The organism is Planotetraspora thailandica, from assembly GCF_016863335.1.
GTDB classification, from domain to species: domain Bacteria; phylum Actinomycetota; class Actinomycetes; order Streptosporangiales; family Streptosporangiaceae; genus Planotetraspora; species Planotetraspora thailandica.
Map to the genome: position 1 here is coordinate 92,194 of NZ_BOOR01000017.1, position 23,440 is coordinate 115,633.

Below are 23,440 nucleotides of genomic sequence, written 5' to 3' on the forward strand. Positions count from 1 at the left end.
TTGCACGAATTAGTCCCAGTTAGCCTGCAGCCGCTCGATCCCGGCGCGGATCTCCTCCCGGCTGACGAACTCGACGCCGGCCTCGGGGATCCGCCACACGCCGGCCTGCGTGAACAGCGACGCGAACCGGTCGAAGTCGCGTGTCATCCCCGCGTCGGTGTACTCACCGCGCAGCGCCTCGATCTCGAAGCGATCGGCGATGTCCTGAAAGCTCATCGGGTTCCTCCTCGTCACCTCGAACAGATCACGGCTGCATGGATCTGCTGTCCTCCGTCCGGGGGTGCAGCCAGACACCCGCGCCGGGTCAGCCCATGAAGGACTGAGGGCCAGAACGGGGGCGCGTTGCGGGTGCCGCGCACCGGGTCGTGCCACTGTGAGCGGCCCCACGCCACGAGGACGGTCAGAGCGAGCAGCTGGATGCCGTTCGTCTCAGTAGTCCGACGACACAGCCGCTGGGAGTGTGAGGCGGGCGGCCGACCTCACAATTGGCTGCGGCGTCTCGTCGAAGTGGTGAGGGCAGATGCGACCAACGGAGCCGGCGAGCGTCGATCCTGTGGCCAGTCGGCAGAGGTGTGGTCAGCGCGTGCCGGTGATGAGTCGTTCGCGGTCAAAAGCCGACGACACGATCCGCCAGCCGATCGCGTCGAGGACCAAGAGAGCCGCCGCGAGGCCGAAGGCACGGCCGAGCGTCAGGTGGATCACGTCGAACGCGATGAGGGATGTCAGTGCGACCGTCGGGATGCCGGCGAGCATGCCGAGTTGCTGGGCGACCCTGATGTCGTTGGATCTCGCGGAGATGCCCATGCCGGCCCAGATCGACCAGGCAGCGATCAGCGGCGTGAGGAGCACCTGGGCGAGGATCTGCGGCCATTGCAGCAGCGCCGAGGCCACGGCCGTATCCGCGAAGAACTCGACGCAGGCGATGAAGAGCGCATAGACCGCGTACGCCACCATCGCCGACGGGACGAGCGCGGCCAGCGCCTTGCCCAGCAGAAACTCCTCGCGACGTACCGGCGTGGTCAGCACCGGCTCGAGGGTGCCCTGCTGGCGCTCGCCCGCCACCGCGTATGCGGCGATCAGCACCGGTACGAGCGCCGGGATGCCCAGCAGGTACAGCAGAACATGCCCGTGCGCCAACTGGCCTGAGGAAGAGGCGGGCAAGCCGAAGACCACGACGAGCGGCTGGATGAGGAAGATCAAAGGGATGATCGCCATGGCTACGACGATGGAGGGCGTGCGGCGGTACTCCAGCAACTCTTTGCGGACGATTGCCCGGATCCGCCTGATGCTCACGCTCATTTTCACCCCGCCTGCTTGCCGGTAGCGGCAGGGTCATCGGTGTTGACCAGCCGAAGGTAGACGTCGTGCAGAGTGTGGCGCGAAGGGCTGATCGATAGCAGATCGGCGCCGGCGGCCACCAGGGCGCGGGCGGCGGCGGGCGCGGCGACCGCGGGGTCGGAGACCGCCAGTATGTAGGTGCGGCGGCCGTCCGGGTGCCAGCCGTTGACGGCCGGGAGGTCGGCGAAGGTGCGGTCGGGGTCCGGTAGAGGTGCAAGCGTGGTGACCGTGAGAGTCTTGGCGAACAGTCGATCGCGCAACTCGTCAGGTCGGCCTATCGTCCGCAGCGTGGTGTTCAAGATCGCGACGCGGTCGCAGAGTCGCTCGGCCTCCTCCAGACGATGCGTAGTGAGGAAGATGGTCACACCGCGCCGGCGGAGCCGGTCGATCAACTCGTGAACGTCTTGGGTGGCGACCGGATCGAGGCCCGCGGTCGGCTCGTCGAGGAAGAGGATTCGCGGGTCGCCGAGCAGCGCCCTGGCGAGTGCGACCCGCTGACGCAGGCCCTTGGACAAGGAGCCGCAGACATCATTCGCCCGATCCATCAGGTCGACCGCCTGTAGTGCGCGCTCGATGCGCTCGCGTGCGTGGGGCGACTGGTAGAGGTCCGCGAAGCACTCAAGGTTTTCGACCACGCTCAGGCGCAGGTACAGGCCCGGCGACTCGGGCATGATCGATATTCGCCGGCGAATCTGCTCTGCGTTCTCCGGCGCGAGCGGGATGCCGGCGACCACCGCCGAACCCGAGGTCGGCGCGATGAGGGTGCCGAGTGTCCGTACCGTCGTCGTCTTCCCCGCGCCGTTGGGTCCGAGGAAACCGAAAACCTCGCCGCCATCGACCTCGAACGAGACGTTTGCGAACGCGACTCGGCTGCCAAAGCGCTTGCTCAGGCCATGGACGGACAGTGCTGGGGTGCCGTTGCCGTGGTCCTTACCGTCCATCTGTGCCGCCCTTCCGCCGGTGGGCCCATGCCGCGAAAAAGTGATATCACTAAGCTATCCCTCTAGTGATCGATTTGTCCACGCAGGCGTGCGGACTCTTCCCACCTACTGGCGGAGGAGGTGAGACCACGTGCGCTCAATGCGACGCGCGCCTGCAACTCCCTGGACACCCGGATCTCCGGCATGTTCGGCGCGGACTGGTCGTCGCTCGCCGGCATGCGGGCGGTGATGGACGACGGCGGAAGGGAAAGAGAGCGGTTTTCGTCACTACCGGGTCTTCATTGAGGCGACGTGGTAGCCAAGCTGGAACCTGTTTTGTGCGCCGAAGTCCTCCTTGAGGCGTGCCACATGGGCCTGTATCGATCGCAGGCTGAGCCCGAGGCGGCGGGCTATCTCTCGATCCGTGCGGCCCTCGCTGAGCAATCTCAGGATTGATTCCCGTATCTCCGGGATGACCTCTGACGCCGCCTGCGACGCGCATGTGGGAACAAAGGGAAACGGTTCGGCTCGATCCCACGCGCCGTCGAAAACTTCAGCCATGAAACGCACCGCGGCGGGTTCGGTGATCCTGACGATCGTGCTCCTCTCCGCATTCGCCGGAATGAATGCCGAAACACGGTCGACGATGAGGAGCTGATCGAATATCTCAGGAAGCGTGCGGACACTGCCGCCATGTGCAGTGATCGTGTGCACACATGATTTTGCGACCTGGTCGAATCTCTTACTGTGCTGGAAGAGCACGTGCATCGCGACTCCGGCGGTGATTTTCTCCAGCATCACATCGAGCGAATCCTCGAGTAGCGCGCCCGACCACCCACCGTCCGATTGGGCCATCAGGATTTCGTGCTCAGCCTGAGCCAGTTCCGTCCGGACCTCCTCATTGAGGTTGCCCGGATCGGATGAACCGTTTCCGTTGATCACATGCAGGTTGTGGACCGCGGCCGAGGAGATGTCGGTGCGATCCGCCTGGTCCGCGGCCCTCCGGGCCAGTTCAGCCAGTTCCGCCGCTATGCCGTAGAGCACTTCGCGGTACTCGTCCGAACGGGGTTCACGACCCCTTGATCCGGTGGACACGCTCCCTGCGGCCGAAACTTTGTGACCCGGGTCAATTTGGTGGAGCACCGCAAATCCCCTCTCAATGCTTTGACGACGGATCCTGAAGATGATTTGGGCCGGCCCGGAAACGAGCTCCCTGACCGGGATCGCCTTCCTGTGGCATCAGGCCGGTCGGGATTGCGCACACATGCGATGCGCCTCACCGAGCGATCAGGTGCCCGCCCGCCGGTACGCGACAGCCACGTGAATCGGACCGGATGAAACGCCTCACACAGGCGACCGAATTGACCGGTGCTCTGTTCATCCCTCGGATATGCGCAATGCACTTACCCGTACCATCGGCGATCTTTCCTGACCGGCATACAAACGGCACACTGACTCGTGACGGTTTCGCGGGCGCAGGGAGCACTATCGATGCCGACGAGAACGACCACAGCGGGGCCTGCCTCCACCGCCTCCCCCGGAAGCGGTCCGGCCCAAAAAACACAGCTCGACAGCCCGGAGAACCGCGAACGCGCGGCGGTGACCACGGGCCCCGGCGGCGTCCCGTCCGTGCCGGAGAGCGTGACCCATGTGCTGGTCGGCTATAGCCCTGTGGTGCTGGGCAAGCTGGATTCCTCGCTCCCTGAGGACTCCGTCCTGGTTCTCGAGGAGCCGGATGTCATCGAGGCCAGGGTGATAGCGGATCTCTCGGATCGGCATCGGTGTGTCGCCGCGCTGCTCCCCGCTCCCAGCCAGGACGAGAAAAACCCGCACCGGCTTGTCGACGCGGTTTCCCGCCCGCCCCGCGTGCAGGTGGTCGTGCCCGTGGTGGAGTACGGCGTCGTGGGGGCCGCCGTCCTGGCGGAGGCGTGGGGGCTACCCGGAGCGGGGCTGAAGGCGGCCGTGCAGTTGCGCGACAAGGCGTTGCTGCGCACGGCCCTGGCGAGTACGGGTGTCGGGCAGCCTGCGTGGTCACTCGCCGACACCGCGCAGGACGTCGCGGACTTCCGTGAGCTGCACGGCGGTGAATGCGTGTTGAAGCCCGCCAACCGGCAGGCCAGCCTCGGTGTCCAGATGCTCGGGCCGGACACCGACGTCCGAGCCGCCTGGGATCACGTCGTCACCTCGGACGAGCCGCAGCTGCGCGCCCGCTACCACACCGACAGCCGTTTCCTGGTCGAAGAGCGGGTGCGCGGCCCGGAGGTGAGCGTCGAGGCGCTGGTACACGAGGGCGTCGTCGGGTTCCTCAACATCACCGCGAAAAGCCTCCAGGATGCCGCCTACCCGGTGGCGATAGGTCACCGCCTGCCCGCCGCCCTGCCGGAGGCGACGGTGGCCGCGCTCCGCGAGGGCACCGAGTCGCTGGTGACCGCGACCGGCTTCCGCTCCGGCTGCCTGCATTCGGAGTGGATCCTGGCCGGCGACCGTCCCTATTTCATCGAGTGCCAGGGCCGTCTCCCCGGCGGGGGCATCAGGGTGCTGATCGACCTCGCCTACGAGACGGACCTGCTCCAGGGCATGCTGACCGTGCTGCAAGGCGAGCCCGTCGAGCCACGCGCCGCCGTCCAGGGGGCGGCCGTACGGCTGCTCGTCGCGGCCCAAGGGACCGTCGAAGCGATCTCGGGCGTGGAGGCGGCCGGTGCCGCCGACGGCGTCCAGCTCGTGCAGCTCCTCATCGCGCCAGGGGCGGTGGTCGATGTCACCACCAGCTCCTGGGATCGCGCGGGCATGGTGATCGCCACCGGCACCGACGCCGCGGCTGCTGCCCGGAACGCCGAACGTGGAGCCGCGCTGGTCGACATCCGCACCACAGAAAGCACCACAGAAGGCCCAACAGAAAGCACCACCGGAGACACCGCGGAAGACAGCGCAGGAGACAGGCCGTGACTCGGATATCCCTGCGGGATTATGTGCCCGCCACCCGCGAAGGCCGCATCTTCGTCCTCATCTCGCTGATCAACTCGGTGGGAACGGGGTTGTACCTTGCGGGCTCGGCGGTGTTCTTCGTCCGCTCCGTCGGGCTCACCACGGCCGAGGTGGGCCTTGGGCTCGCGGTCTCGGGCGTGGTCGGCTTTGTCGCCATCGTGCCGATCGGGGCGGTGGCCGACCATATCGGCGCGAAGCGCACGCTGACCTACCTGCAAGTGTGGCGGGGCGCATGGTTCGTCGCGCTCTCCTTCGCGCACGGCCCCGTGGCCTTCACCCTGGTGTCCTCGTGCCTGGCCGCCGCGGAGGCCGCCACCCAGCCGCTGACCCAGGCCGTGGCCTCGGCCACCACCGAGGAGTCCGACCGGACCCGCACGATGGCGATCCTCCGTAGCGTCCGCAACATCGGCTTCTCCGCGGGCGCGCTGCTCGCGGCGCCGCTGCTCGCCACCGACAGCGTGTGGACGTACCGCGGTCTGGTCCTGGCCACTGCCCTCGCGTACGTGCTGACCGCCGCGATGCTCGCCCGGTTGCGCCTGACGGGTACGACCACGGTGCAACGCAAGGTCGATCCGCTGACCGCCATCAAGGGCTTCCGGGACTGGCGCTACCTCCTGCTGACCGGACTCAACGGCGTCCTCAACCTGCACGTCACCATCCTGTCCGTCGGCATCCCGCTCTGGGTTCTGCAGGCCACACCGGTCGCCGAGGGCTTCGTGCCGCTGCTGATCCTCGTCAACACCGTGATGTCCATCGTGCTGCAGGTGCCCGTCTCCAAGGGGGCGGAACGGCAGGGCGGTGCGCTCCGGGCGCTGCGGCTCGCAGGTTTCGCGCTGGCCGCCAGCTGCCTCGCGCTCGCCGCGGCCGACGGACCGTCGTCGGCCCTGCCCGCGGGCGTCCTGCTGCTGTGCGGCTGCGTCCTGCTCACCTTCGGCGAGATGTGGCAGGCCGTCGGCGGATGGGATCTGAGCTACGCCTACGCCCCCGACGACCGCAAGAGTGTGTACCTGTCCGTTTTCAGCCTGGGCAACACCGGGCAGCGGATCGCGGGCCCGGCCCTGATCACCGGTGTGGTGATCGCCGCGGGCCCGGCCGGCTGGGCCGTTCTCGCGGTGGTGTTCTGCACCGCAGGACTGCTCGCCGCACCGGTCGTGCGGCTGCTGGAGCACGCCGTGCCCGGCTCCCCCGTCCCCGTGGAAGGGCACAGTTCATGAACGATCCGAGGGATCTTCTGGTGGTCGGCGTCGGCACGATGGGCAGGCCCTACCTGGACGCCGCGGCACGGCTCGGCTGCCGGATCCGCGCCGTGGAGTCGGCGGCCGCCTACGACAGCCTGCCGAAGGACATGGACGCCCGCTTCTACCAGGTCGGCGGCGCCATGGAAGAGGTCTGGATGCAGGGCGTGGCACAGGCGGTCGCGGAACGGTCCCCCGACGGGATCATCGCCTTCGCCGAGCCGCACGTCATCGCCGCGGCGCTGGCCCAGGACAGGCTCGGCTGTCCCGGCCCCTCGCTGCACGCGGCGGTCATCTCCCGCAACAAGGCGCTCCAGCGCGCCTGCTTCGCCGCCCGGGGAATCCCGCAGCCCGGGTTCCTCCTCGCCTCGGACACCCGGGAAGCCCGGGAGTGGATGCTGGAGCGGCTGCCTGTGGTGGTGAAGCCGCTCACGCTGAGCGGCAGCCAGGGCGTCGAACTCGTCACGGATGCGGCGTCCGCCCACGAACTCGTCGAACGCCGGGCCGCCGAGGGAAAGGTCCTGGTCGAAGAGGCCGTCGAGGGGCCTGAGTTCAGCTGGGAGGCGCTGGTCCGCGAGGGTGAGGTGCTGTTCGAGAACATCACCCAGAAAGACACCACCCCACCGCCCTATTTCGTGGAGCTCGCACACCGATGCGGGCACCGATTCACCGATCCCGTGCTCGCCGGGCAGGTCACCGCGCTGACCCGCGGGGTGCTCGACGGCATCGGCATGCGCACCGGGCTCGTCCACCTCGAGTTCAAGATCGGGCCCGACGGACCCGTGCTGATGGAGGTCGCCGTCCGCACGCCGGGGGACTTCATCCCCGACGCCATCAGGCTGACCTACGGTTTCGACCTGTACGAAGCCCTGGTCAGGCTCGCGCTCGGCATGCCGCTGGACAGCATGCTCCGGGCCGAACCCGTCTCGTACGCGGCGATCTCCTTTGTCACCTGTGCGCCCGGCACGATCTCCCGGATCGAGGGGGTGGAGGAGGTCGGCGCCCACCCGGACGTGGTCAGAGTGCGGCTGCGCAAGGGGGTGGGCGATCGTGTCCAGCCGCTCACCTCGTCCTCGCAGCGCCTGGGGCACGTCCTGGTCGACGCGGCATGGCCGGCCGCACGAGAAGACGCCCTGAAGTTCGTCCGCGAGCAGCTGAGAATCACCACGGTCCCCGACCAGCAGTAGGCCGCCGCCCGGCTCGATCGGCGCCCGGCATCAAGCTCCCACGTCTCACAAAAGGAAAAACGGCCACGCCTGACAGCGGCGTGGCCGTGAGAGATGGGCGTCAGGAGGCCATGGGAGTCGATTCGGGAGCGGTGAGCGTCCGGTAGTGGCGAAGCATGCGCTCGGCGTCCGGCTGGGTTCCGGTGAAGAGGCGGAACGCCTCGGCCGCCTGGAAGACGAGCATGCCGCCACCGCCGAGCGCGCGGCAGCCGATGCCCCGGGCGTGATGGAGGAGCTCGGTCTCGAACGGCGCGTAGATCAGGTCGGCCACCCAATGTCGTGCCGTGAGCAGCTGCGAGGGGAAGGGCAGCCCCGGATGGGCGAGCATGCCGATCGGCGTCGCGTTGATCACTCCGTCGGCCCGTGCCAACCGGGACTCGAGCTCGTCGGGATGGGCGATGGAGACGCGGGACCCGCCGAAGTGATCGGCCATCCGGCTCACCAGCGCTTCCGCGGGCGTCCGGGCCACGTCCACCACGGTCAGGTGGTGGACGCCACGCCGGAGCAGGGCGTACGCCACGGCTGAACCCGCTCCGCCCGCCCCGACCAGCACGACGTCGCGGACCCGGCCGCCGGGGACGCCGCGGTCCAAGGCGCGGGAGAACCCGATCCAGTCGGTGTTGTGGCCGACCGACCAGGTGCCGTTGAACACCACCGTGTTGACCGCGCCGATGGTCGCGGCCTCAGGTGACAGCTCGTCGAGGTGGTCGAACACGACTTGCTTGCATGGGTGCGTGATGTTGAGCCCCGAGTACCCCATGTGCAGGGCTTCGGTCAGCAGAGTCGCGGTCCGGGACACATCGAGCTTGATGTCGTCGATGTCGATGAGCCGGTAGACGATCCTCAGCCCGTTCTCCTCACCTTCTCGCTCATGCAGAGGAGGGCTCAGAGAGGCTCCGATGCCGGCGCCGATCAGCCCGGCCAGAAACGAGGAGGTGCGCTCAGCCATCGTGGTCTCTCCAAGGTGCGAATGCGGGTTCCGCGTCGAGCTCGATCAGTTGTGGGGGCTCGCCGAGTACGGCCAGCGCCGCGGCCGCGTGGCCGAGATACGACGACGCGGGGCCGTACAGAGTGCGCAGGGTGACGCGCGGAGGCTCGGGCCGGCCGGACCAGCGCAGCAGCCGTGGCTCCTCGGCCGGGCCGGACAACTCCAGTCTGCGCATGGGCACGCGCAGGCCGTGGCCGGTGGCCTTGAGCACGGCTTCTTTCCTGGTCCAGTAGGTGAGCAGCGCCGATCGGCGGTGCTCCGGACGCAACTGCCGGTAGACCTCGGCCTCGCGGGGGGCGAGGATGTCGCCGGCGAGCAGGTCGCCGTTCATCAGCGTGGCGCCGTCCTCCACGTCGACGCCGACGGGTGTGCCACGGGCGACGGCGCAGACGACGTGGCCGTCGGTGTGCGACAGCGAGATCTCCAGCCCCGAGTCGCCGAGGATTCGCGGCTTTCCGTGCGGCCCGCCGCAGGAGACGCAGCGCCGCTCGACGAGCACGTCGCCGGGGGCGGCGCCGAGGTGGTGCCCGGCGGCCACCCGCATCAGCGCGCACCCCAGCGCGAATTGGTCACGGGCCTGGGGGCGGCGCATCGCCTCGAACCGCCGGCGCTCATCATCGTTCATGAAGCCGGCCAGGGCTCCGAGGGAGGCGATGTCCCCCGAGGCCGACGACCACCACACCCACACCTCTCCCTCGGCCGGTCTGCGTGTCCCCCGTCGGCTTGGAGACGGGGCCGTCGCGGTGGAGGGCGCGGATGCGGTCATCGGTTCCTCCGTGGCGTGCGGCGCAAGGCCCAGGACGGGCGGCGTGAAACTCAGCACGGGTGGCGCGAGAGCCAGAACGGGCGGCGCGAAACCCGGCGGCAAGCCGGTCGGCGGGAAAGGGGGCGGCGCCACCCCGTGTCACGTGACGGTGGGGTGGCGCCGTGGAGCGGACTCACGCGGCGAGGGTCTCCTTGACCGTGCCGGTGACCGCGACCACGCTGGAGTCGGACTGCTTCGCGATCTTCTCCAGCGCTACGTACCTCTCCCTGAGCTGCCGCTTGAGGACCTTCCCCGTGACACCCACGGGCAGCGTGTCGACGATCTCGACGACGGAGAGCGCGGGGTGGCCGGCGGCCGCCAGGGCCTCGTTGGCCTCTTTCAGCAGCCTCTGCGCGTCGACTTCGCCGGCTTCGGAGGTGACGACGCCCACGACCACGTTATCCTCGCCCAGCCGGCCGGCGACGACGGCGACGTCGAGGATGTCAGGTACGTCGCTGAGCAGGGTCTCCTCCAGGAGCACCGAGTAGGCGGGACCGCCGGCGGTCTCGATGGTGTCCACGGCACGGTCGACGTGGTAGAAGTTGTCGTCCTTGTCGCGGTAGACCATGTCGCCGGGGCACCAGTAGCCGCCGAGCCTGCTCCGGTAGGTGGTGTCGGAGTCGTTCCAGTAGCCCGCCGTGATCGCCGGGCCGCGGGCGCCGAGGAGGCCGACCTCGCCGACGTCCGCGTGCGAGCCGTCCTTACGCAGCACCGCCACCTCCGACACGCCCACGAGCTTGCCGACACAGCGGTCGTTGCGCTCGGACTCGAGCGTCGTGGGCTTGAGCAGCACCGCCCAGCCCAGCTCCGTCGTGCCGAGCCGGTCCAGCCACGTGGCCGAGGGCAGGTGCGGGCTGCGCTGGGAGAGCACCTTGCGGATGTGCTCGTAGTGGACGGCGTCGGCGGTGGTGACCCAGTGGCCGACCGAGTCCAGCACGCCCGGCGCGAGGTCCAGACCGGCGAGGTCGACGCAGGTGTGGCCGAACGCCATGACCGAGGTCGGCTGGTACTCGGCGATGGCCGCGACCAGTTCCTCGGGCGTGGGGTCGAAGGCGGGGACGATCGGGGTGCCGCCGAAGATGGCGTAGGTCATGTAGTGGACGTTTCCGAGGTGCGACTGCGGCATCGCGGCCAGCATCACGCCGCCGGGCACCAGCGTCGGGTCCTCGATGGTGAGCCGGAAGCGCGGCCCGGCCACGCTGGACTGGTGGGTCTGGGTGACCGGTTTGGGCAGTCCCGTGGTGCCGGAGGAGTGCATGATCGACACCGGGTCCTCGGGCGCGTGCCGCCAGCGGGCCTCCTTGGGCAGCACGGCGGCGGGCGGGGCGGGCAGCTCCTCCTCCAGCTGGATCCAGCGGATGCCGGCGAGCTTGTCGATCTCGTCGCCGAGCCTGGCCAGGTGCTCACGGTCGGTGTAGAGGCCGACCGGGGTGGTCTTGCCGATGAGGGAGGCGGCGATCTCCTGCGGGGCCTTGCTGTTCACGAGCACGGCGATGGCGCCGATCGAGGCCAGCGCGTAGTAGTGGATGGAGTAGGCGAAGAAGTCCTTCATGTAGACGGCGACGCGGTCACGGGGCTTGACGCCCTTGTTGAGGTACCAGACCGCCCAACTCTGCGCGAGCTGGTCCAGCTCCAGGAGGTTGAAGTCGCTCTGCTGGGTGCCGTCGGTGGTGGTCAGCGGGCGGGCCGAGCGGATGAACCTGGCTTCCGGGTCCGGGTTGAACTCGATGGCCGAGGTGAGCAGGTTGCCGCCGCCGACACCGGGCTTCTCGGCGAACTGCCGCCGCTGTTCGGTCGTCAGCAGCGCCTTGTCCGATAGCTTCATGGTTCACCTTCCTGTACTGGAACGAGGGGATTCACCGGCCGCCACCAGCGAGCGGGCACGCTCGCGCAGCGCGGTCCGGTCGAGCTTGCCGACGCCGATCTCCGGTAACGCGTCGAGGACCTCCAGCCGCTCCGGCAGCTTGTAACCGGCCAGGCCGCTGGAGGTCAGGTGCCTGCGCACGTCGACGAGCCCCGGCGGCTCCGCGCCTGTCGCCACCACGAAGAGGCAGACGGTCTCGCCGTACACCGGGTGCGGCATCGGCGCCACGCCCGCGGCCGCCACCTGCGGCATCTGCCTGACGAACTCCTCCAGTTCCTCCGCACAGACCTTCTCCCCGCCGCGGTTGACGAGGTTCTTGATCCGTCCGGCGATCTGGAGGTTGCCGTCGGGGAGCAGCCGGGCCAGGTCTCCTGTGCGGTAGAAGCCTTCACGCGTGAAGGCCCGTGCCGTGGCCGCCTGGTCGCGGTAGTACCCGCCGATCGTGGAGGGACCGCGGGTGAGGAGCTGGCCCACCTCCCCCGGAGGCACGGGCTGCTCGTCGTCGTCCACGATGCGGATCTCGTCGTACGGCGAGGCCGGCCTGCCCTGCGTGGTGAGCACGGCCGGAGCCGGATCGTCGAGCCGGGTGAAGTTGGCCAGGCCCTCGCTCATGCCGTACACCTGCTGGAGCGTGCAGGGCAGCAGTTCGACGACCTGCTCGGCCAGGTCGGGGTCGATCCGGGCGCCGCCGACCTGGAGGACCTTCAGGCCGGACAGGTCGTAGTGCTCGGTGCGCAGCACGCCGAGCCACTGCCTGACCAGCCCCGGCACGGCGGCGGTGTGGGTGACCCGCTCGCGCTGGATCAGCTCCAGCGCCGACCGCGGATCCTCCGCACTGGCGAGGACGACCGTGCCGCCGGCCGAGAGTGTGCCGAGCACGCCGGGGTAGGCGAGCACGAACGTGTGCGTGGCGGGCAGCACGGCCAGATAGACCGTGTCCGCGCTGACGCCCGCGACCTCCGAGGTGGCCCGGACGACGTAGCCGTAGTCCTCATGGGTGCGGGCCATCACCTTGGGCGGGCCGGTGGTGCCGCTGGACAGCAGCATCAGCGCCGGGCCGGACGGCTCGGAACCAGGTGCCGCCATATCGGGGGCCAGGTCGGGGTCACAGAGCCGTACCAGGTCGTATTCGGGGTCGTCGCCGCCGGCGACCAGCACCGTGGTGAGGTCCGGGTGCCGCTCGCGCAATCCGGCCACCATGGCGAGATGGCTGGAACGGCGCTGCCGGCCGGGCACCGCGATCGCGGTCGCCCGGGTGAGCTCGAAGATCCGGTCCAGCTCGTACTCGCGCAGGGTCGGCAGCGTCAGCACCGGCGGCACGCCGAGCCGCATGAGCGCGAGCACGAGCACGACGTATTCGATGCTGTTGGGCAGTTGTACGACGAAGGGATCCGGGCCGGTCACGCCGAGCGCCCGCAGCCGGGCGGCGCAGCCGTCGACGCGGGCGGCCAGCTCGCCGTAGGTGATGCGGCGGTCGCCCTGAACGAGCGCCACCGCGCCGGGGCGGGCGGCCGCCTGCCGGAGGATGACGGCGTCCAGCGTCTCGGGCCTCCAGAGGCCGAGCTCGCGGTAGAGCTCGGCGCCCTGAACCCTCGGAATGTCGAGCACGGGACGTCCCTGGGGCTCCGGGATCAACGCGGCCAGCTCGCCGAGCGCGTAGTCCCTGGCGTCCCACAGGTCGACCCGGATCCCGAACCGGCGCTCCAGCTCCAGCTCCAGCTCGGTCGTCTCGACCGAGCTGAGCGCGAGGTCGGCCCGCAGCCTGGCGTCGGGTGTGACCTCCTCAGGGGTCACACCCAGGTGGAGAAGCACGTCGCTGAGGACGTCGATGCGCATGTCAGTTCGCCCCCGGTCGGTTACAGCCGGACCAGGGACTTCTGGACGGCGTCGACCACCGCGTCGAGCACGTCGGGCGTGTGCGCGGTGCTCAGGAACCACGGCTCCAGCGGGTTGGGGTGGAAGTAGACGCCGGCCTCCTGGCACAGGATCTGGAACCGGCGGTGTGCGGTGAAGTCGATCAACGGCACGGCCGCGTCGTAGTCGGACTCCGTCTTCTGCGGACCGGTCAGCAGCGCGATGGACATCACCGAACCGGCGCGGGTGATCCGCACGTGCCTGCCGGCGTCGGCGAAGGCGGCGGCCAGGCGCTGTTCCAGGTAGGACGAGAGCACATTGAGCGTGTCGTACACCGAGGGGTCGCGGCTCAGCTTGCTCACCATCGCCACCACGGCCGCCATCGCCGCATGATTGCCGGCGAACACACCGGCGTGGAAGGCCTCGTTACGTGCCAGCGGCGCCAGGATCTCCTTGCTGCCGCCGAACGCCGCGACGGGGAAGCCTCCACCCATCACCTTCGACAAGATCGTGAGATCGGGCCGCACACCCAGTAGCTCCTGCGCGCCGCCGAGCGCGACGCGATAGCCGGTGATGACCTCGTCGAAGACCAGCAGCGCGCCGTGACGGGCGGTGAGCTCGGCGATCTGCTTCACGAAGCCGGGGAGCGGCTGCACGACGCCGGCGTTGCCGCAGATCGGCTCCAGGATCACGGCCGCGATCTCGGTGCCGTGCTCGGTGAAGAGCCGCTCCAGCGCGGCGACGTCGTTCCAGGGCAGCTGGAACGTGTGGGACAGGGCCGAGGGGATCATGCCGGGGGCGCCGGGGACGGCGCCCTGCGGGTCCTCACCGTTGCTGGTGATCGCCATCTTGCGCAGCACGGTCTCGCTCCACCCGTGATAGTGCCCCTCGAACGTCACCACCCCGCTGCGGCCGGTCAGGTGGCGGGCCAGGCGCAGGGCCGAGGTGATCGCCTCGGTGCCGGAGTTGGCGAACCTGACCTGTTCGATCGTCGGCACGGTGGCGGCGATCAGCTCGCCCGCCTGATGGTCGAGCCGGTGCGGGATGCCGGTGATGGCGCCCAGCCGGAGCTGCTGCGCCACCACGCCCAGCACGTCGGGGTCGGCGTAGCCGAACAGATGCGGGCCGTAGCCCATGTTGACGTCGATCAGCTCGTTGCCTTCGACGTCCCAGAGGCGGCAGCCCGCGGACCGGTCGAGCACCAGCGGGGTCGTGACGCCCAGGTTGCGCATGTTGCTGCTGCCGCCGCCGGCGATGACCGCCCGGGTGGCGTCCAGCAGCTGTTCGCTCGTGATTCGCGTCTCAAGGGGAGCCTGCGTCATTGGTTCGAACTCCTCAACGGGGTGACGACGTGCACGTACCGGGGATCCGGTGGGATCGTGGTGAGGTCGGCCTCGAAGACGGCCAACTCGCCCCGGCGCTCCACTTCGGAGAACCGGTTGAACTTGTAGGTGATCAGCATCTGGCGGTTCCTGCCGGTGGGGACGAACTCACCGAGCAGCCGCACTCCCCTGTCGCGGGCCAGCCGTTTGATGTGGCTGATCAGGATGGTGCCGACGCCGCGGGACATCACCCTGCACGACATGAGCAGGAGCTTGATGGTCCACGAGGTGTCGGCCTTCTCGACCAGCGCCAGGCCGATGGTGCCGTAGGGGCCGTATCGGTCCTCCAGCGCGGCGGTGAGGAGCAGATGGCGGTCCGAGGCCAGCACGGCCTCCAGCTCGCGGTAGGAGTAGGTGTAGCCGGTGGTGTTGAGCTGGTTGGTGCGCAGCGTGAGCTCCTCCGCCCGCTGCAGGTCCTCCTGCGTCGCCTCCTTGATCGTGAAGCGCATCCGAAGGCTCTCCAGGAACGCCTCCTGCGCCCCCTCGAAATCGGCCTCCACGACCTTCCTGTGCTGGTCGGCCCGGTACATCTGGCGCCGCCGCCTGGAGTCCTCGGTCACGAACCTGGGGGTGAACTCCGGCATGTCGAGCATCGTGGCGACCTCGGTGGCGTCGATGCAGAGCACGTCCGGCAGCGCGAAGGCGACCTCCTCGCGCTCGAAGGGCTGATCGTCCACGAAGGCCAGGGCGTCGACGCCGATGTTGATGTCCGACGCGATGGCCTTCAGCGACATCGACTTGGCCTGCCAGCCGATCTGCGGGTAGAGGAAGTAGTCCTCAAGCCCGAACTCGCGCAGCTTGGCCAGCGCCGCCTCGGGATCGTTGCGGCTGGCGACGGAGTGGAGGATGCCCCGCTCGTCCAGGGCCTTGAGCGTGGCCAGGGCGTGCGGGAACGGCTTGACGTCGTCGCCCTCCAGCAGCACGCCGTCCCACAGGGTGTTGTCCAGGTCCCAGACCAGGCACTTCACGGTCTTGTGCTTCGTCATGTCCGCCTCTCCTCGTACGGCACCAGGCGGGCGATCATGGTCTGCTGGATCTGAGTGCTGCCCTCGATGATCTCCATGACCTTCGCGTCCCGGAACAACCGCTGGGGCGCGCCGGCCGGGTCGCAGCCATATGCCCCGTGGATCTGCACGGTGTCGGAGGCGGCACGGAAGGCGCCGGTGGAGGCGAAGTACTTGGCCATCCACACCGCGGCGATCGCGCCCGGGGCACCGGCCTGCATCATCTCCCCGGCCTGGAGGCCGAGGAGGCGCGCCGCCGAGACGGTCGTCGCCATGTCGGTGATCAGCCGCTGCACCAGCTGGTGGTCGAAGACCGGGACGCCGAACGCCCTGCGCTCCCGTGCGTAGCCGAGGGACGACTCCAGGCAGGCCTGGGCCAGGCCGACCGACCCCCAGGCCACGCTGTACCGGCCGATGTCCAGTGCCGCGCTCGCCACCGGGGCCAGCCCGAACCCGGGCCGGCCGAGCAGCCCGGAGCGCGGCACGCGGCAGCCGTCGAACCGCAACTCCGCAAGCATCGAGGCGCGGGTGCCCAGCATGCCGTCGATCGGCACCACGCTCAGCCCGGGGGTGTCCCGCTCGATCACGAACGCGCTGTAGCGGCCCTGGTAGCCCGCGAACACCAGGAAGACATCGGCTCCCTGGCCGTAGGTGATCCACCGCTTGGCGCCGTCGAGGACATAGCCGTCCCCTTCCGGCGTGGCGGTGGTGGTGATCTGTGCGACGTCGCTGCCGGCCTCGGCCTCGCTCAGCGCGAACGCGCCGATCCACTCGCCGCCCGCCAGACGGGGCAGCCAGGCGTGGCGCTGCTCCACGCTGCCCCAGCGGGTGACGGCCTGGCTGACCATGCTGTGCACGGTCAGCACGCTGCGCACCGAGGAGCAGCCGAAGCCGATCGCCTCGTTGAGCAGGCCGAATTCGATCATGTTGAGCTCGGCGCCGCCGTACTCGGCCGGGATCAGCGCGCCCATGTGTCCCGCCTGGGCCATCGCGGTGACGACCTCGCGGGGCACGCGGCCCGCACGGTCCCACTCGTTGGCGTGAGGCGCGATCTCGGTCTCGCTGAAGCGCCGATGGTTCCGCAGGATCTTGCCCTGCACGTCGGTAAGTGAGTGCACGCCGGCGATCATGGCTGTCCGCTCAGGCGCCGACGGGCGTGGCCGTCTTGGACGTGATGAACGCGGCGACGGCGTCGATCGACTGGAAGTTGGCGAACTCCAGGTCGTCGTCCGCCACGGTGACCCCGAATTCCCGCTCCACCATGTAGATCAGCTGCATCACGAACAACGAGTTCGCGTAGCCCGAGGCGAAGATGTCCTCGTCGTCGGCGAAATCGTGGTCGGCGATGTAGCCGCGGAGAAACTCCCTGACCTTCGCCTTGACCGTTTCCATTGATCTGCTCTCCTACTGGTAGACGTGGAAGCCACGGCCGCTCTTGCGTCCGTGCAGGCCGGCATCGACGAGTTGCTTCAGCAGTGGGCACGGCCGGTACTTGCTGTCGCCGAACGCCTCGTAGAGGCCTTCGATCGACAGCAGGATGGTGTCCAGCCCGATCAGGTCGGCGGTCTCCAGCGGGCCCATCGCGTGGCCGAAGCAGCCCTTGAAGATCCGGTCGACCTGGGTGGCGTCGGCGACGTGCTCGTGCACGAGGTAGGCGGCCTCGTTGACGGTGAGCATCAGCACACGGTTGGAGACGAAGCCCGGCGAGTCGGCGACCACGACGCCCTCCTTGCCGATCTCGGCGAGCAGGTCGAGCATGGTCTGCACGGTCTCGTCAGAGGTGTGGAAGCCTCTGATGACCTCCACCATGGGCTTGAGCGACACGGGGTTCATGAAGTGGGCGCCGACGATCTTGTCCGGGCGCTGAGTCACCCCACCCACCCGGGTGATCGGGATGCACGAGGTGTTCACCGCGAAGACCACGTGCGGCTTGCACACCCGGTCCAGCTCCTCGTACGCAGGGCGCTTGAGGTCCCAGTCCTCGGTGATGTTCTCCACCACGAAGTCGGCGGCGGAGACGTCGGCCAGGTCGGTGGTGAAGCGGATGCGCGACAGCACCTCGCCACGGTCGGCGGTGGGGGGCTCGGCCAGACCGCGCCGCGAGCCCAGCATCCGCTGGAAGCGCAGGTTCCGCTCGACGGTCTTCCGGGCCCGTTCCAGCGCCTCGTCGGTGACGTCCACGAGGACGACCTCGAACCCGGACTGGGCGAAGACCTGCGCCACCTCGCTGCCCATCACGCCGGCACCGATCACACCGATCGTACGGATTGCGATATCAGGCATGCTCTCTCCATTTCGGTCGGTTCAGTCGGTTCGGTCGGTTCGGTCAGAGGTCGGCCACACCGGCGGCGCGCACCGCGGCCGCCAGCCCGGCGACGGTCAGCGCATCGAAGATCGTGCCGATGGCGAGTTCCACGCCGAAGGCCTCGCGCAGCTTCGGCACCAGCTGCAGCCCCAGCAGGGAGTGGCCGCCCAGCTCGAAGAAGTTGTCGTGGACGCCGACCTTCTCCACGCCGAGCAGCTCCTGCCAGACCACGGCCAGGCGCTCCTCGACGCCGTCGCGCGGCGCCTCGTACGGGGTCAGCAGGCCGGGCCGCGGGTGCAGCACGGCAGGTGCGCTCTCCCGGATCCCACCGGCCGCCGCAGGTACGGCACGAGCCTGCGCCACCTGCTCCGTCACCGCGGCCAGGGACCGGGTGCTGACCAGCACCTGCGGGCCCGTGCCCGAAGACAGGATCCTGGCGAACGCCTCGGTGCCCTCGGTCGGAGTCATCCCGTGGCCGAGCGCGGTCTGCAGGAATCCCGCCGACTCCGGCCGGTCCCCGTCGTGCATCGCCGGCAGGTCGTAGAACGTGACCTTGCCCGCCGTGGCGTCGTGCGCCACCCGCAGCCGCTCGTCCAGGTCGTGGACCCGCTTCAGGACGAACCGCTCCGCACGCACCAATACCCGGCCGTCCAGGTCGGTGATCGTGACGTCGGACGTCACGGTCTCCTTGCCGGCCCGGTCGCCGTCGCCGTACTCGAGGTGGCTGTAGACCGACGCGGTGAGCGGCGCGAACACGCGCAGCCTGCCGTACGAGATCGGGATCCGGAACTCCTTGGCGTGGTGCACGCCCACGAACGCGGTTGCGATGTCCATGAGGGCCGGGTGCAGCGGCAGCCCGCTCACCTCGCCCCGAAACTGCTCGGCCAGGTCCAGCCTGGCCAGGAACCGGTCGTCTCCGACGTGCATGCGGGTCAGGCACTTCGACCGGGCGCCGAAGCCCATCGGGCCGCCGCCGTCCGGCCGGCCGATGTCCCGCAGATCCGCCGTCGTGGCCGCGATGTCCAGCGGGGCCGGCCGTTCAGCCGTGAGCTCGCCGATCCGGCCGGTGGAGTGCAGTTGCCAGCGCTCGGCGCCCGAGCCGTCCCGGTGGGCGCTGACGACCGCGAAGGCCGCACCCTCCGCGTCCTTCTCCAGGACGACGCGGACCTGTCTGCGCCCGTCGTCGGGGATCACGATCGGGGTGTGGAACGTCACGTCCGTCAGCTCGACGCCCTGCTCGCCAACCTGGTCGCCACGGCCGTGGTCGTCGCAGAAGGCCGCTCTGACCAGCTCCAGGTGTCCCACGCCGGGCACCACCGGCCGGCCGAGCATGCGGTGCTCGTCGACCAGCCAGGACTGCTCGGCGTCGAAGTGCGTCACGTAGACGGAGAACCTGCCCTCGGCGAGCCGCCGCTCCAGGAAGGGGTGCCGAACGGGCTCCCTGGCAGGCGTGATGGACTTCGCGGCCATGCCGACGTTCTTCCAGGCGTCCCAGTTCACCGAGACCATGCCGGGCTCGTGGTGGGCGAGGGCGTCCAGGAAGGAGTTGGCCGAGGCGTAGTCCACCTGGCCGATGCCGCCGGTGACCGCGATGCCGGAGGAGCATTGCAGCACGAAGTCCAGCTGCATGCCCGCGCAGGCGTGGCGGAGCGCCAGCGCGCCGGCGACCTTGGGTGCGAGCACCGCGGCCGCCGACCCTGCGTCCTTCAGCTGGATGAGCCCCCCGCCCGGCACACCGGCGGCGTGGACGACGCCGTGGAGCGCGCCGAACCGCTCGACCGCCTGCCGTACCACCTCACCGACCTGCCCGGCGTCGGTGACGTCCGCGGCCGCGACCATGACACCGGCGCCGAGTTCCTCCAGCCGCAGCACGGACCTGATCCGCTCGGCGGTCTCGCCGTCGCGGCCGGCCCACTGATCCCACTCCGCTCGGGGCGGCAGCGCGGTACGGCCTGTCAGCACGAGGTTCGCCTGGACGTGCTCGGCCAGGTAGGCGGCGACGGACAAGCCGATGCCGCCCAGCCCGCCGGTGATCAGATAGGTGCCGCCGCGGCGGAACCGCCGGGTGCCTGCGGGTTGCACCAGGTGCACGGGCCGGAAGGTCTGACGCAGGTGCAGCCCTCCTCTGATCGCCATGACGTCGGCGCCGGTGCGCGCCTCGACGCCGCGGCCCAGTTCGTCGAGGAGCCGATCGGCGCTCGCCGGGCTGGGGTCGGCCAGGTCGATGCTGCGGCAGATCACCTGCGGGTTCTCCAGCGGCCAGACCCGGACGGGGCCGAGCGCGAGCGACTTGGCGGGTTGCGACCTGTCGCCCTCGACGATGGCGTGCATCTCGCTGGAGACCACGGCCACCTCCACCGGAACCTCCACCGGCGCGGCCTCCCGGCCATGGGCCTGCGCGAGTGCGAGCAGGCCGGCGAAGCCGTCGCGGGTGGCGTCCGCCACCGTCTGGGCGGCCAGCGCGTCGCCGGGGCGTTCGGACACCAGCCACAGGTGCACGATCCTGGCGGGGAACCTGCCTGCCGCCGTGAGCTCGCGGAGCAGCGCCGCGTAGTCGCCGGCGTCGGCCGGGTTCACCGTGTAGGTGCCGTCGGGCTTGACGGCGAAGCCGTCGCCCCGCCGTACGGTCACCGGGGCGGCGCCGCGCTCGGCCAGCAGGCGGGCGAGCCTGTCGGCGACCCCCGCCTCGTCGGCGAACAGCAGCCAGGTCTCCCCCTCCGTGACCTGGGCGGGTGTTGGCGGCAGCGACTCCCAGTGCGGGATGTGGAACCAGTCCGCCAGGTCACGCTGCCCGCTCTCCTCCCGCGGCCGTTCCGGGGCCGCGACGCCGCCGGAAGGCCGGTAGCGGCGGCGCTGGAACGGGTAGGCGGGCAGGGCGGCCCTGCGCCGTTCGGGCTGCACGCCGTCCCAGTCCAGCTCGACTCCGCACACCCAGAGCTTGGCGGTGGTGGTGGCCATGACCGCCGTGTCGGAGGTGGTGTCCCCCACTCCGGGTAGAGAGCCGAGCACCTGCGCGCCCGCGTCCGCCGTACGGGGTCTGGACTGCAGTGCCAGCGAGCCGAGTGACTGGCCCGCCCCCAGCTCCAGAAGGATCCGGCCCGGCTGCTCCCACAGGCGGCGGACGCCGTCCCAGAACCGGACCGCGTGGCGCAGATGGCGCGCGTAGTAGGCGGGGTCGACGGCCTCCTCGGGGGTGATCCAGTCGCCGGTGACGTTGGAGAGGTAGCGCACGCTCGGCCGCGTGCGCGGCACGGTGGCGACCAGCTCGGTGAACCGGCTGACGATCGGCTCCATCATGCTGGAGTGGAAGGCGTGCGTGGTGCGCAGCCTCCTGGCCGCCACACCGTCGGCGGCCAGCCGCTCCTGCAGCGCCGCGATCGCCGGGTCAGGCCCGGCGACCACGCACAGATCGCGGCCGTTGACCGCGGCGAGGGACACCTCGGAGCCGAGCGCCTTCGCCAGGTCCGCCTCCGGCAGCTGCACGGCCAGCATGGCGCCGCCGGGGAGCCCGTCGATCAGCTTGGCGCGTTCGGCCACCAGGTAGAGCGCGTCCTCCAGGGTGAACACCCCGGCCAGCGTGGCGGCGACGTACTCGCCGAGGCTGTAGCCGATCATCGCCTCCGGCCGCACGCCGCGGGCCAGCCAGAGCTGCGCCAGCGCGTACTCGACGGCGAACATCGCGGGCTGGGCGTAGCGGGTCTGGTCCAGCGTGGAGGAGGCGCCGCCCCGGCCCAGCAGGGCACGCAGGTCGACCGTGCCCGCGCCGGCGTCCTTCGGACGCTGCCCGTGCTGCGGGAAGAGGGCGGAACGCAGGTCGAGCCCGGCGCGCTCCCGCGTGATCTCAAAGCAGCGGTCGAGGTGGTGGCGGAAGACGGGCTCGGAGTCGTACAGTTCCCGGCCCATGTGCTCGTACTGCTCGCCCAGCCCGGGCAGCAGGAACGCCACCTGCCTGGCGGTGTTGGTCACGCTGAAGGTGAGGAGCCGTTGCGGCGTGCTCAGCGCCTCGACGGCGCCCTTGCTGTCCGGGACCGCCACGGCCCTCCGGTGCGTGAAGGCGTGCCTGCCGGTCTGCAACGTCCTGGCCACCTGGCTCAGCGGCAGTTCGGGGTGCTGCGCCAGGTGTTCGGCCAGGCGGTCGGTGGCCGCCTCCAGTGCCTCCGAATCGCCCGCCGACAGAGGAAGCACGTGCCACCGCTCCTGTGCGTCCGGTGTGTCCCCTGTCGCCGGCGGCGCGGCGGGGGGCTCCTCCAGGACGACGTGCACGCCGGTTCCGCCCAGTCCGAAGGAGCTCACCCCGGCTCGCCGCGGCATGCCGTCGGGCTCCCACGGGGTGAGCTCGGTGACCACGCGGAACGGCGACTCGTCGAACCGGATGCGCGGGTTGGGCCGCGTGAAGTGGAGGCTCGGCGGGAACTGCCGGTTCTCCAGGCAGAGGATGGTCTTGATCAGGCCCGCGATGCCGGCGGCGGCGTGGGTGTGGCCGACGTTGGTCTTGACCGAGCCGATCGCGCGGGTGCCGGACGTCCATCCGGTCGCCTGGTAGGCGCGGGTCAGCGCGTCGATCTCGATCCTGTCCCCGAGCGGGGTGCCACTGCCGTGCGTCTCGACGTACCCGATCGTGCCGGGGTGTACGGCGGCGCGGCGCAGGGCCGCCTCGATGATCCGCGCCTGGCCCGCGACGCCGGGCGCGGAGAAGCCGACACGGTCCGCACCGTCGTTGCCCATCGCCGATCCCTTGATGACCGCACGGATCCGGTCGCCGTCGGCGAGCGCGTCGGACAGCCGCTTGAGCACGACGATCCCCGCGCCCTCCCCGATGACCGTGCCCTGCGCCGCCGCGTCGAACGCCCGGCAGTGCCCGTCGGGCGAGTAGATGCCTCCCTCGTGATAGTGGTAGCCGGGCACCTCGCCGGACCGGATCGTGACCCCACCGGCCAGTGCCAGGTCGCACGACCCGTTTTGCAGCGACTCGCACGCGGTGTGCATCGCCACGAGAGCCGTGGAGCAGGCGGTCTGCACCGACACCGCAGGACCGGTCAGGTTGAGCTTGAAGGAGATCCTGGTCGCCAGGTAGTCGTCGTCGGTCGACACCCCTGCCAGGAACTGCTCCGACGGCTCGGTGAGGGGGCCGAGCAACGTGCGATAGGCGTTCTTGTAGGCCCCTGCGAACACGCCGACCCGTCCACGCGGGCTCCTCGGGTCGTGGCCGCTGTCCTCGAGCGCCTCCCACGCGCACTCCAGCATGACCCGGTGCTGGGGGTCCATTAGCGTCGCTTCCCTGGGGTTGACGCCGAACAGCCGGGCGTCGAACCCGTCGGAGTCGGCCACCACGCCTGCGGCCGGGACGTAGTGCGGATCGTCGATCAGATCCTGAGGAGCGCCGGCGGCCGCCAGCTCCTCGTCCGAGAACACCGTGACCGCCTCGGTGCCCGACCGAAGAAGCCGCCAGAACTCGGCGGGGTTCGCGGCTCCGGGAAAGCGGCAGGCGATGCCGATCACCGCGATGTGATGTCCGTCAACGGTTTCTGGCATGG

General features: G+C 69.9%; 17 protein-coding genes. 3 read left to right on the forward strand and 14 right to left on the reverse strand.

The window, feature by feature from the left end:
- Window positions 1–9: 9 nt before the first annotated feature.
- The 4 genes from Pth03_RS13630 to Pth03_RS13645 form a co-directional block, all read right to left on the reverse strand.
- Window positions 10–216 (reverse strand): nuclear transport factor 2 family protein, encoded by a 207-nt coding sequence (locus tag Pth03_RS13630; protein ID WP_203944597.1) that lies wholly within the window; start codon window positions 214–216, stop codon window positions 10–12.
- A 360-nt stretch (window positions 217–576) separates the two neighbouring features.
- Window positions 577–1,293, reverse strand: a complete 717-nt coding sequence (locus tag Pth03_RS13635; RefSeq protein WP_203944598.1) for an ABC transporter permease — start codon at window positions 1,291–1,293, stop codon at window positions 577–579.
- Between the two features lie 8 nt (window positions 1,294–1,301).
- Window positions 1,302–2,279 (reverse strand): ABC transporter ATP-binding protein, encoded by a 978-nt coding sequence (locus Pth03_RS13640; protein ID WP_203944599.1) that lies wholly within the window; start codon window positions 2,277–2,279, stop codon window positions 1,302–1,304.
- Between the two features lie 267 nt (window positions 2,280–2,546).
- Window positions 2,547–3,353 (reverse strand): helix-turn-helix transcriptional regulator, encoded by an 807-nt coding sequence (locus Pth03_RS13645; RefSeq protein WP_203944600.1) that lies wholly within the window; start codon window positions 3,351–3,353, stop codon window positions 2,547–2,549.
- 396 nt (window positions 3,354–3,749) lie between these two features.
- Here Pth03_RS13645 and Pth03_RS13650 point away from each other — a divergent pair, with 396 nt between their 5' ends.
- Genes Pth03_RS13650 through Pth03_RS13660 form a run of 3 tightly spaced genes read left to right on the forward strand, consistent with a single transcriptional unit; the run spans window position 3,750 to window position 7,665 of the window.
- Window positions 3,750–5,204 carry an ATP-grasp domain-containing protein gene (locus Pth03_RS13650; RefSeq protein ID WP_203944601.1) on the forward strand — a complete coding sequence of 485 codons (1,455 nt, stop codon included), beginning with the start codon at window positions 3,750–3,752 and terminating at the stop codon, window positions 5,202–5,204.
- On the forward strand, window positions 5,201–6,457 hold the full coding sequence (locus Pth03_RS13655; protein WP_203944602.1) for an MFS transporter: 1,257 nt from the start codon (window positions 5,201–5,203) through the stop codon (window positions 6,455–6,457). Before Pth03_RS13650 ends, Pth03_RS13655 begins: the two co-directional genes overlap by 4 nt.
- Window positions 6,454–7,665 (forward strand): ATP-grasp domain-containing protein, encoded by a 1,212-nt coding sequence (locus tag Pth03_RS13660; protein ID WP_203944603.1) that lies wholly within the window; start codon window positions 6,454–6,456, stop codon window positions 7,663–7,665. Before Pth03_RS13655 ends, Pth03_RS13660 begins: the two co-directional genes overlap by 4 nt.
- A 100-nt stretch (window positions 7,666–7,765) precedes the next feature.
- Here the strand turns inward: Pth03_RS13660 and Pth03_RS13665 are convergent, their stop codons facing one another.
- From Pth03_RS13665 to Pth03_RS13710, 10 genes are all read right to left on the reverse strand, one after another.
- On the reverse strand, window positions 7,766–8,653 hold the full coding sequence (locus Pth03_RS13665) for a shikimate dehydrogenase (RefSeq protein ID WP_203944604.1): 888 nt from the start codon (window positions 8,651–8,653) through the stop codon (window positions 7,766–7,768).
- The gene (locus Pth03_RS13670) at window positions 8,646–9,458 is read right to left on the reverse strand and encodes a 4'-phosphopantetheinyl transferase family protein (protein WP_203944605.1); all 813 of its coding nucleotides are present in this window, start codon (window positions 9,456–9,458) and stop codon (window positions 8,646–8,648) included. The genes Pth03_RS13665 and Pth03_RS13670 overlap by 8 nt, the downstream gene beginning before the upstream one ends.
- A gap of 172 nt (window positions 9,459–9,630) precedes the next feature.
- Window positions 9,631–11,322 carry a class I adenylate-forming enzyme family protein gene (locus Pth03_RS13675; RefSeq protein WP_203944606.1) on the reverse strand — a complete coding sequence of 564 codons (1,692 nt, stop codon included), beginning with the start codon at window positions 11,320–11,322 and terminating at the stop codon, window positions 9,631–9,633.
- Between the two features lie 3 nt (window positions 11,323–11,325).
- Window positions 11,326–13,197: an AMP-binding protein gene (locus Pth03_RS13680; RefSeq protein ID WP_203944607.1), complete on the reverse strand. Its 1,872-nt coding sequence runs from the start codon at window positions 13,195–13,197 to the stop codon at window positions 11,326–11,328.
- Between the two features lie 20 nt (window positions 13,198–13,217).
- Window positions 13,218–14,537, reverse strand: coding sequence for an aspartate aminotransferase family protein (locus Pth03_RS13685; protein WP_203944608.1), 1,320 nt, complete (start codon window positions 14,535–14,537; stop codon window positions 13,218–13,220).
- On the reverse strand, window positions 14,534–15,583 hold the full coding sequence (locus tag Pth03_RS13690; protein ID WP_203944609.1) for an HAD-IIIC family phosphatase: 1,050 nt from the start codon (window positions 15,581–15,583) through the stop codon (window positions 14,534–14,536). The genes Pth03_RS13685 and Pth03_RS13690 overlap by 4 nt, the downstream gene beginning before the upstream one ends.
- A complete protein-coding gene (locus Pth03_RS13695; RefSeq protein WP_239119010.1) occupies window positions 15,580–16,719 on the reverse strand; it encodes an acyl-CoA dehydrogenase family protein in 1,140 nt (379 codons plus the stop codon). Before Pth03_RS13695 ends, Pth03_RS13690 begins: the two co-directional genes overlap by 4 nt.
- 22 nt (window positions 16,720–16,741) lie before the next feature.
- Window positions 16,742–16,993: an acyl carrier protein gene (locus Pth03_RS13700; protein WP_203944611.1), complete on the reverse strand. Its 252-nt coding sequence runs from the start codon at window positions 16,991–16,993 to the stop codon at window positions 16,742–16,744.
- Between the two features lie 12 nt (window positions 16,994–17,005).
- Window positions 17,006–17,884, reverse strand: coding sequence for a 3-hydroxyacyl-CoA dehydrogenase family protein (locus Pth03_RS13705; RefSeq protein WP_203944612.1), 879 nt, complete (start codon window positions 17,882–17,884; stop codon window positions 17,006–17,008).
- A 43-nt stretch (window positions 17,885–17,927) separates the two neighbouring features.
- Window positions 17,928–23,438 (reverse strand): type I polyketide synthase, encoded by a 5,511-nt coding sequence (locus Pth03_RS13710; protein ID WP_203944613.1) that lies wholly within the window; start codon window positions 23,436–23,438, stop codon window positions 17,928–17,930.
- Window positions 23,439–23,440 lie beyond the last annotated feature (2 nt).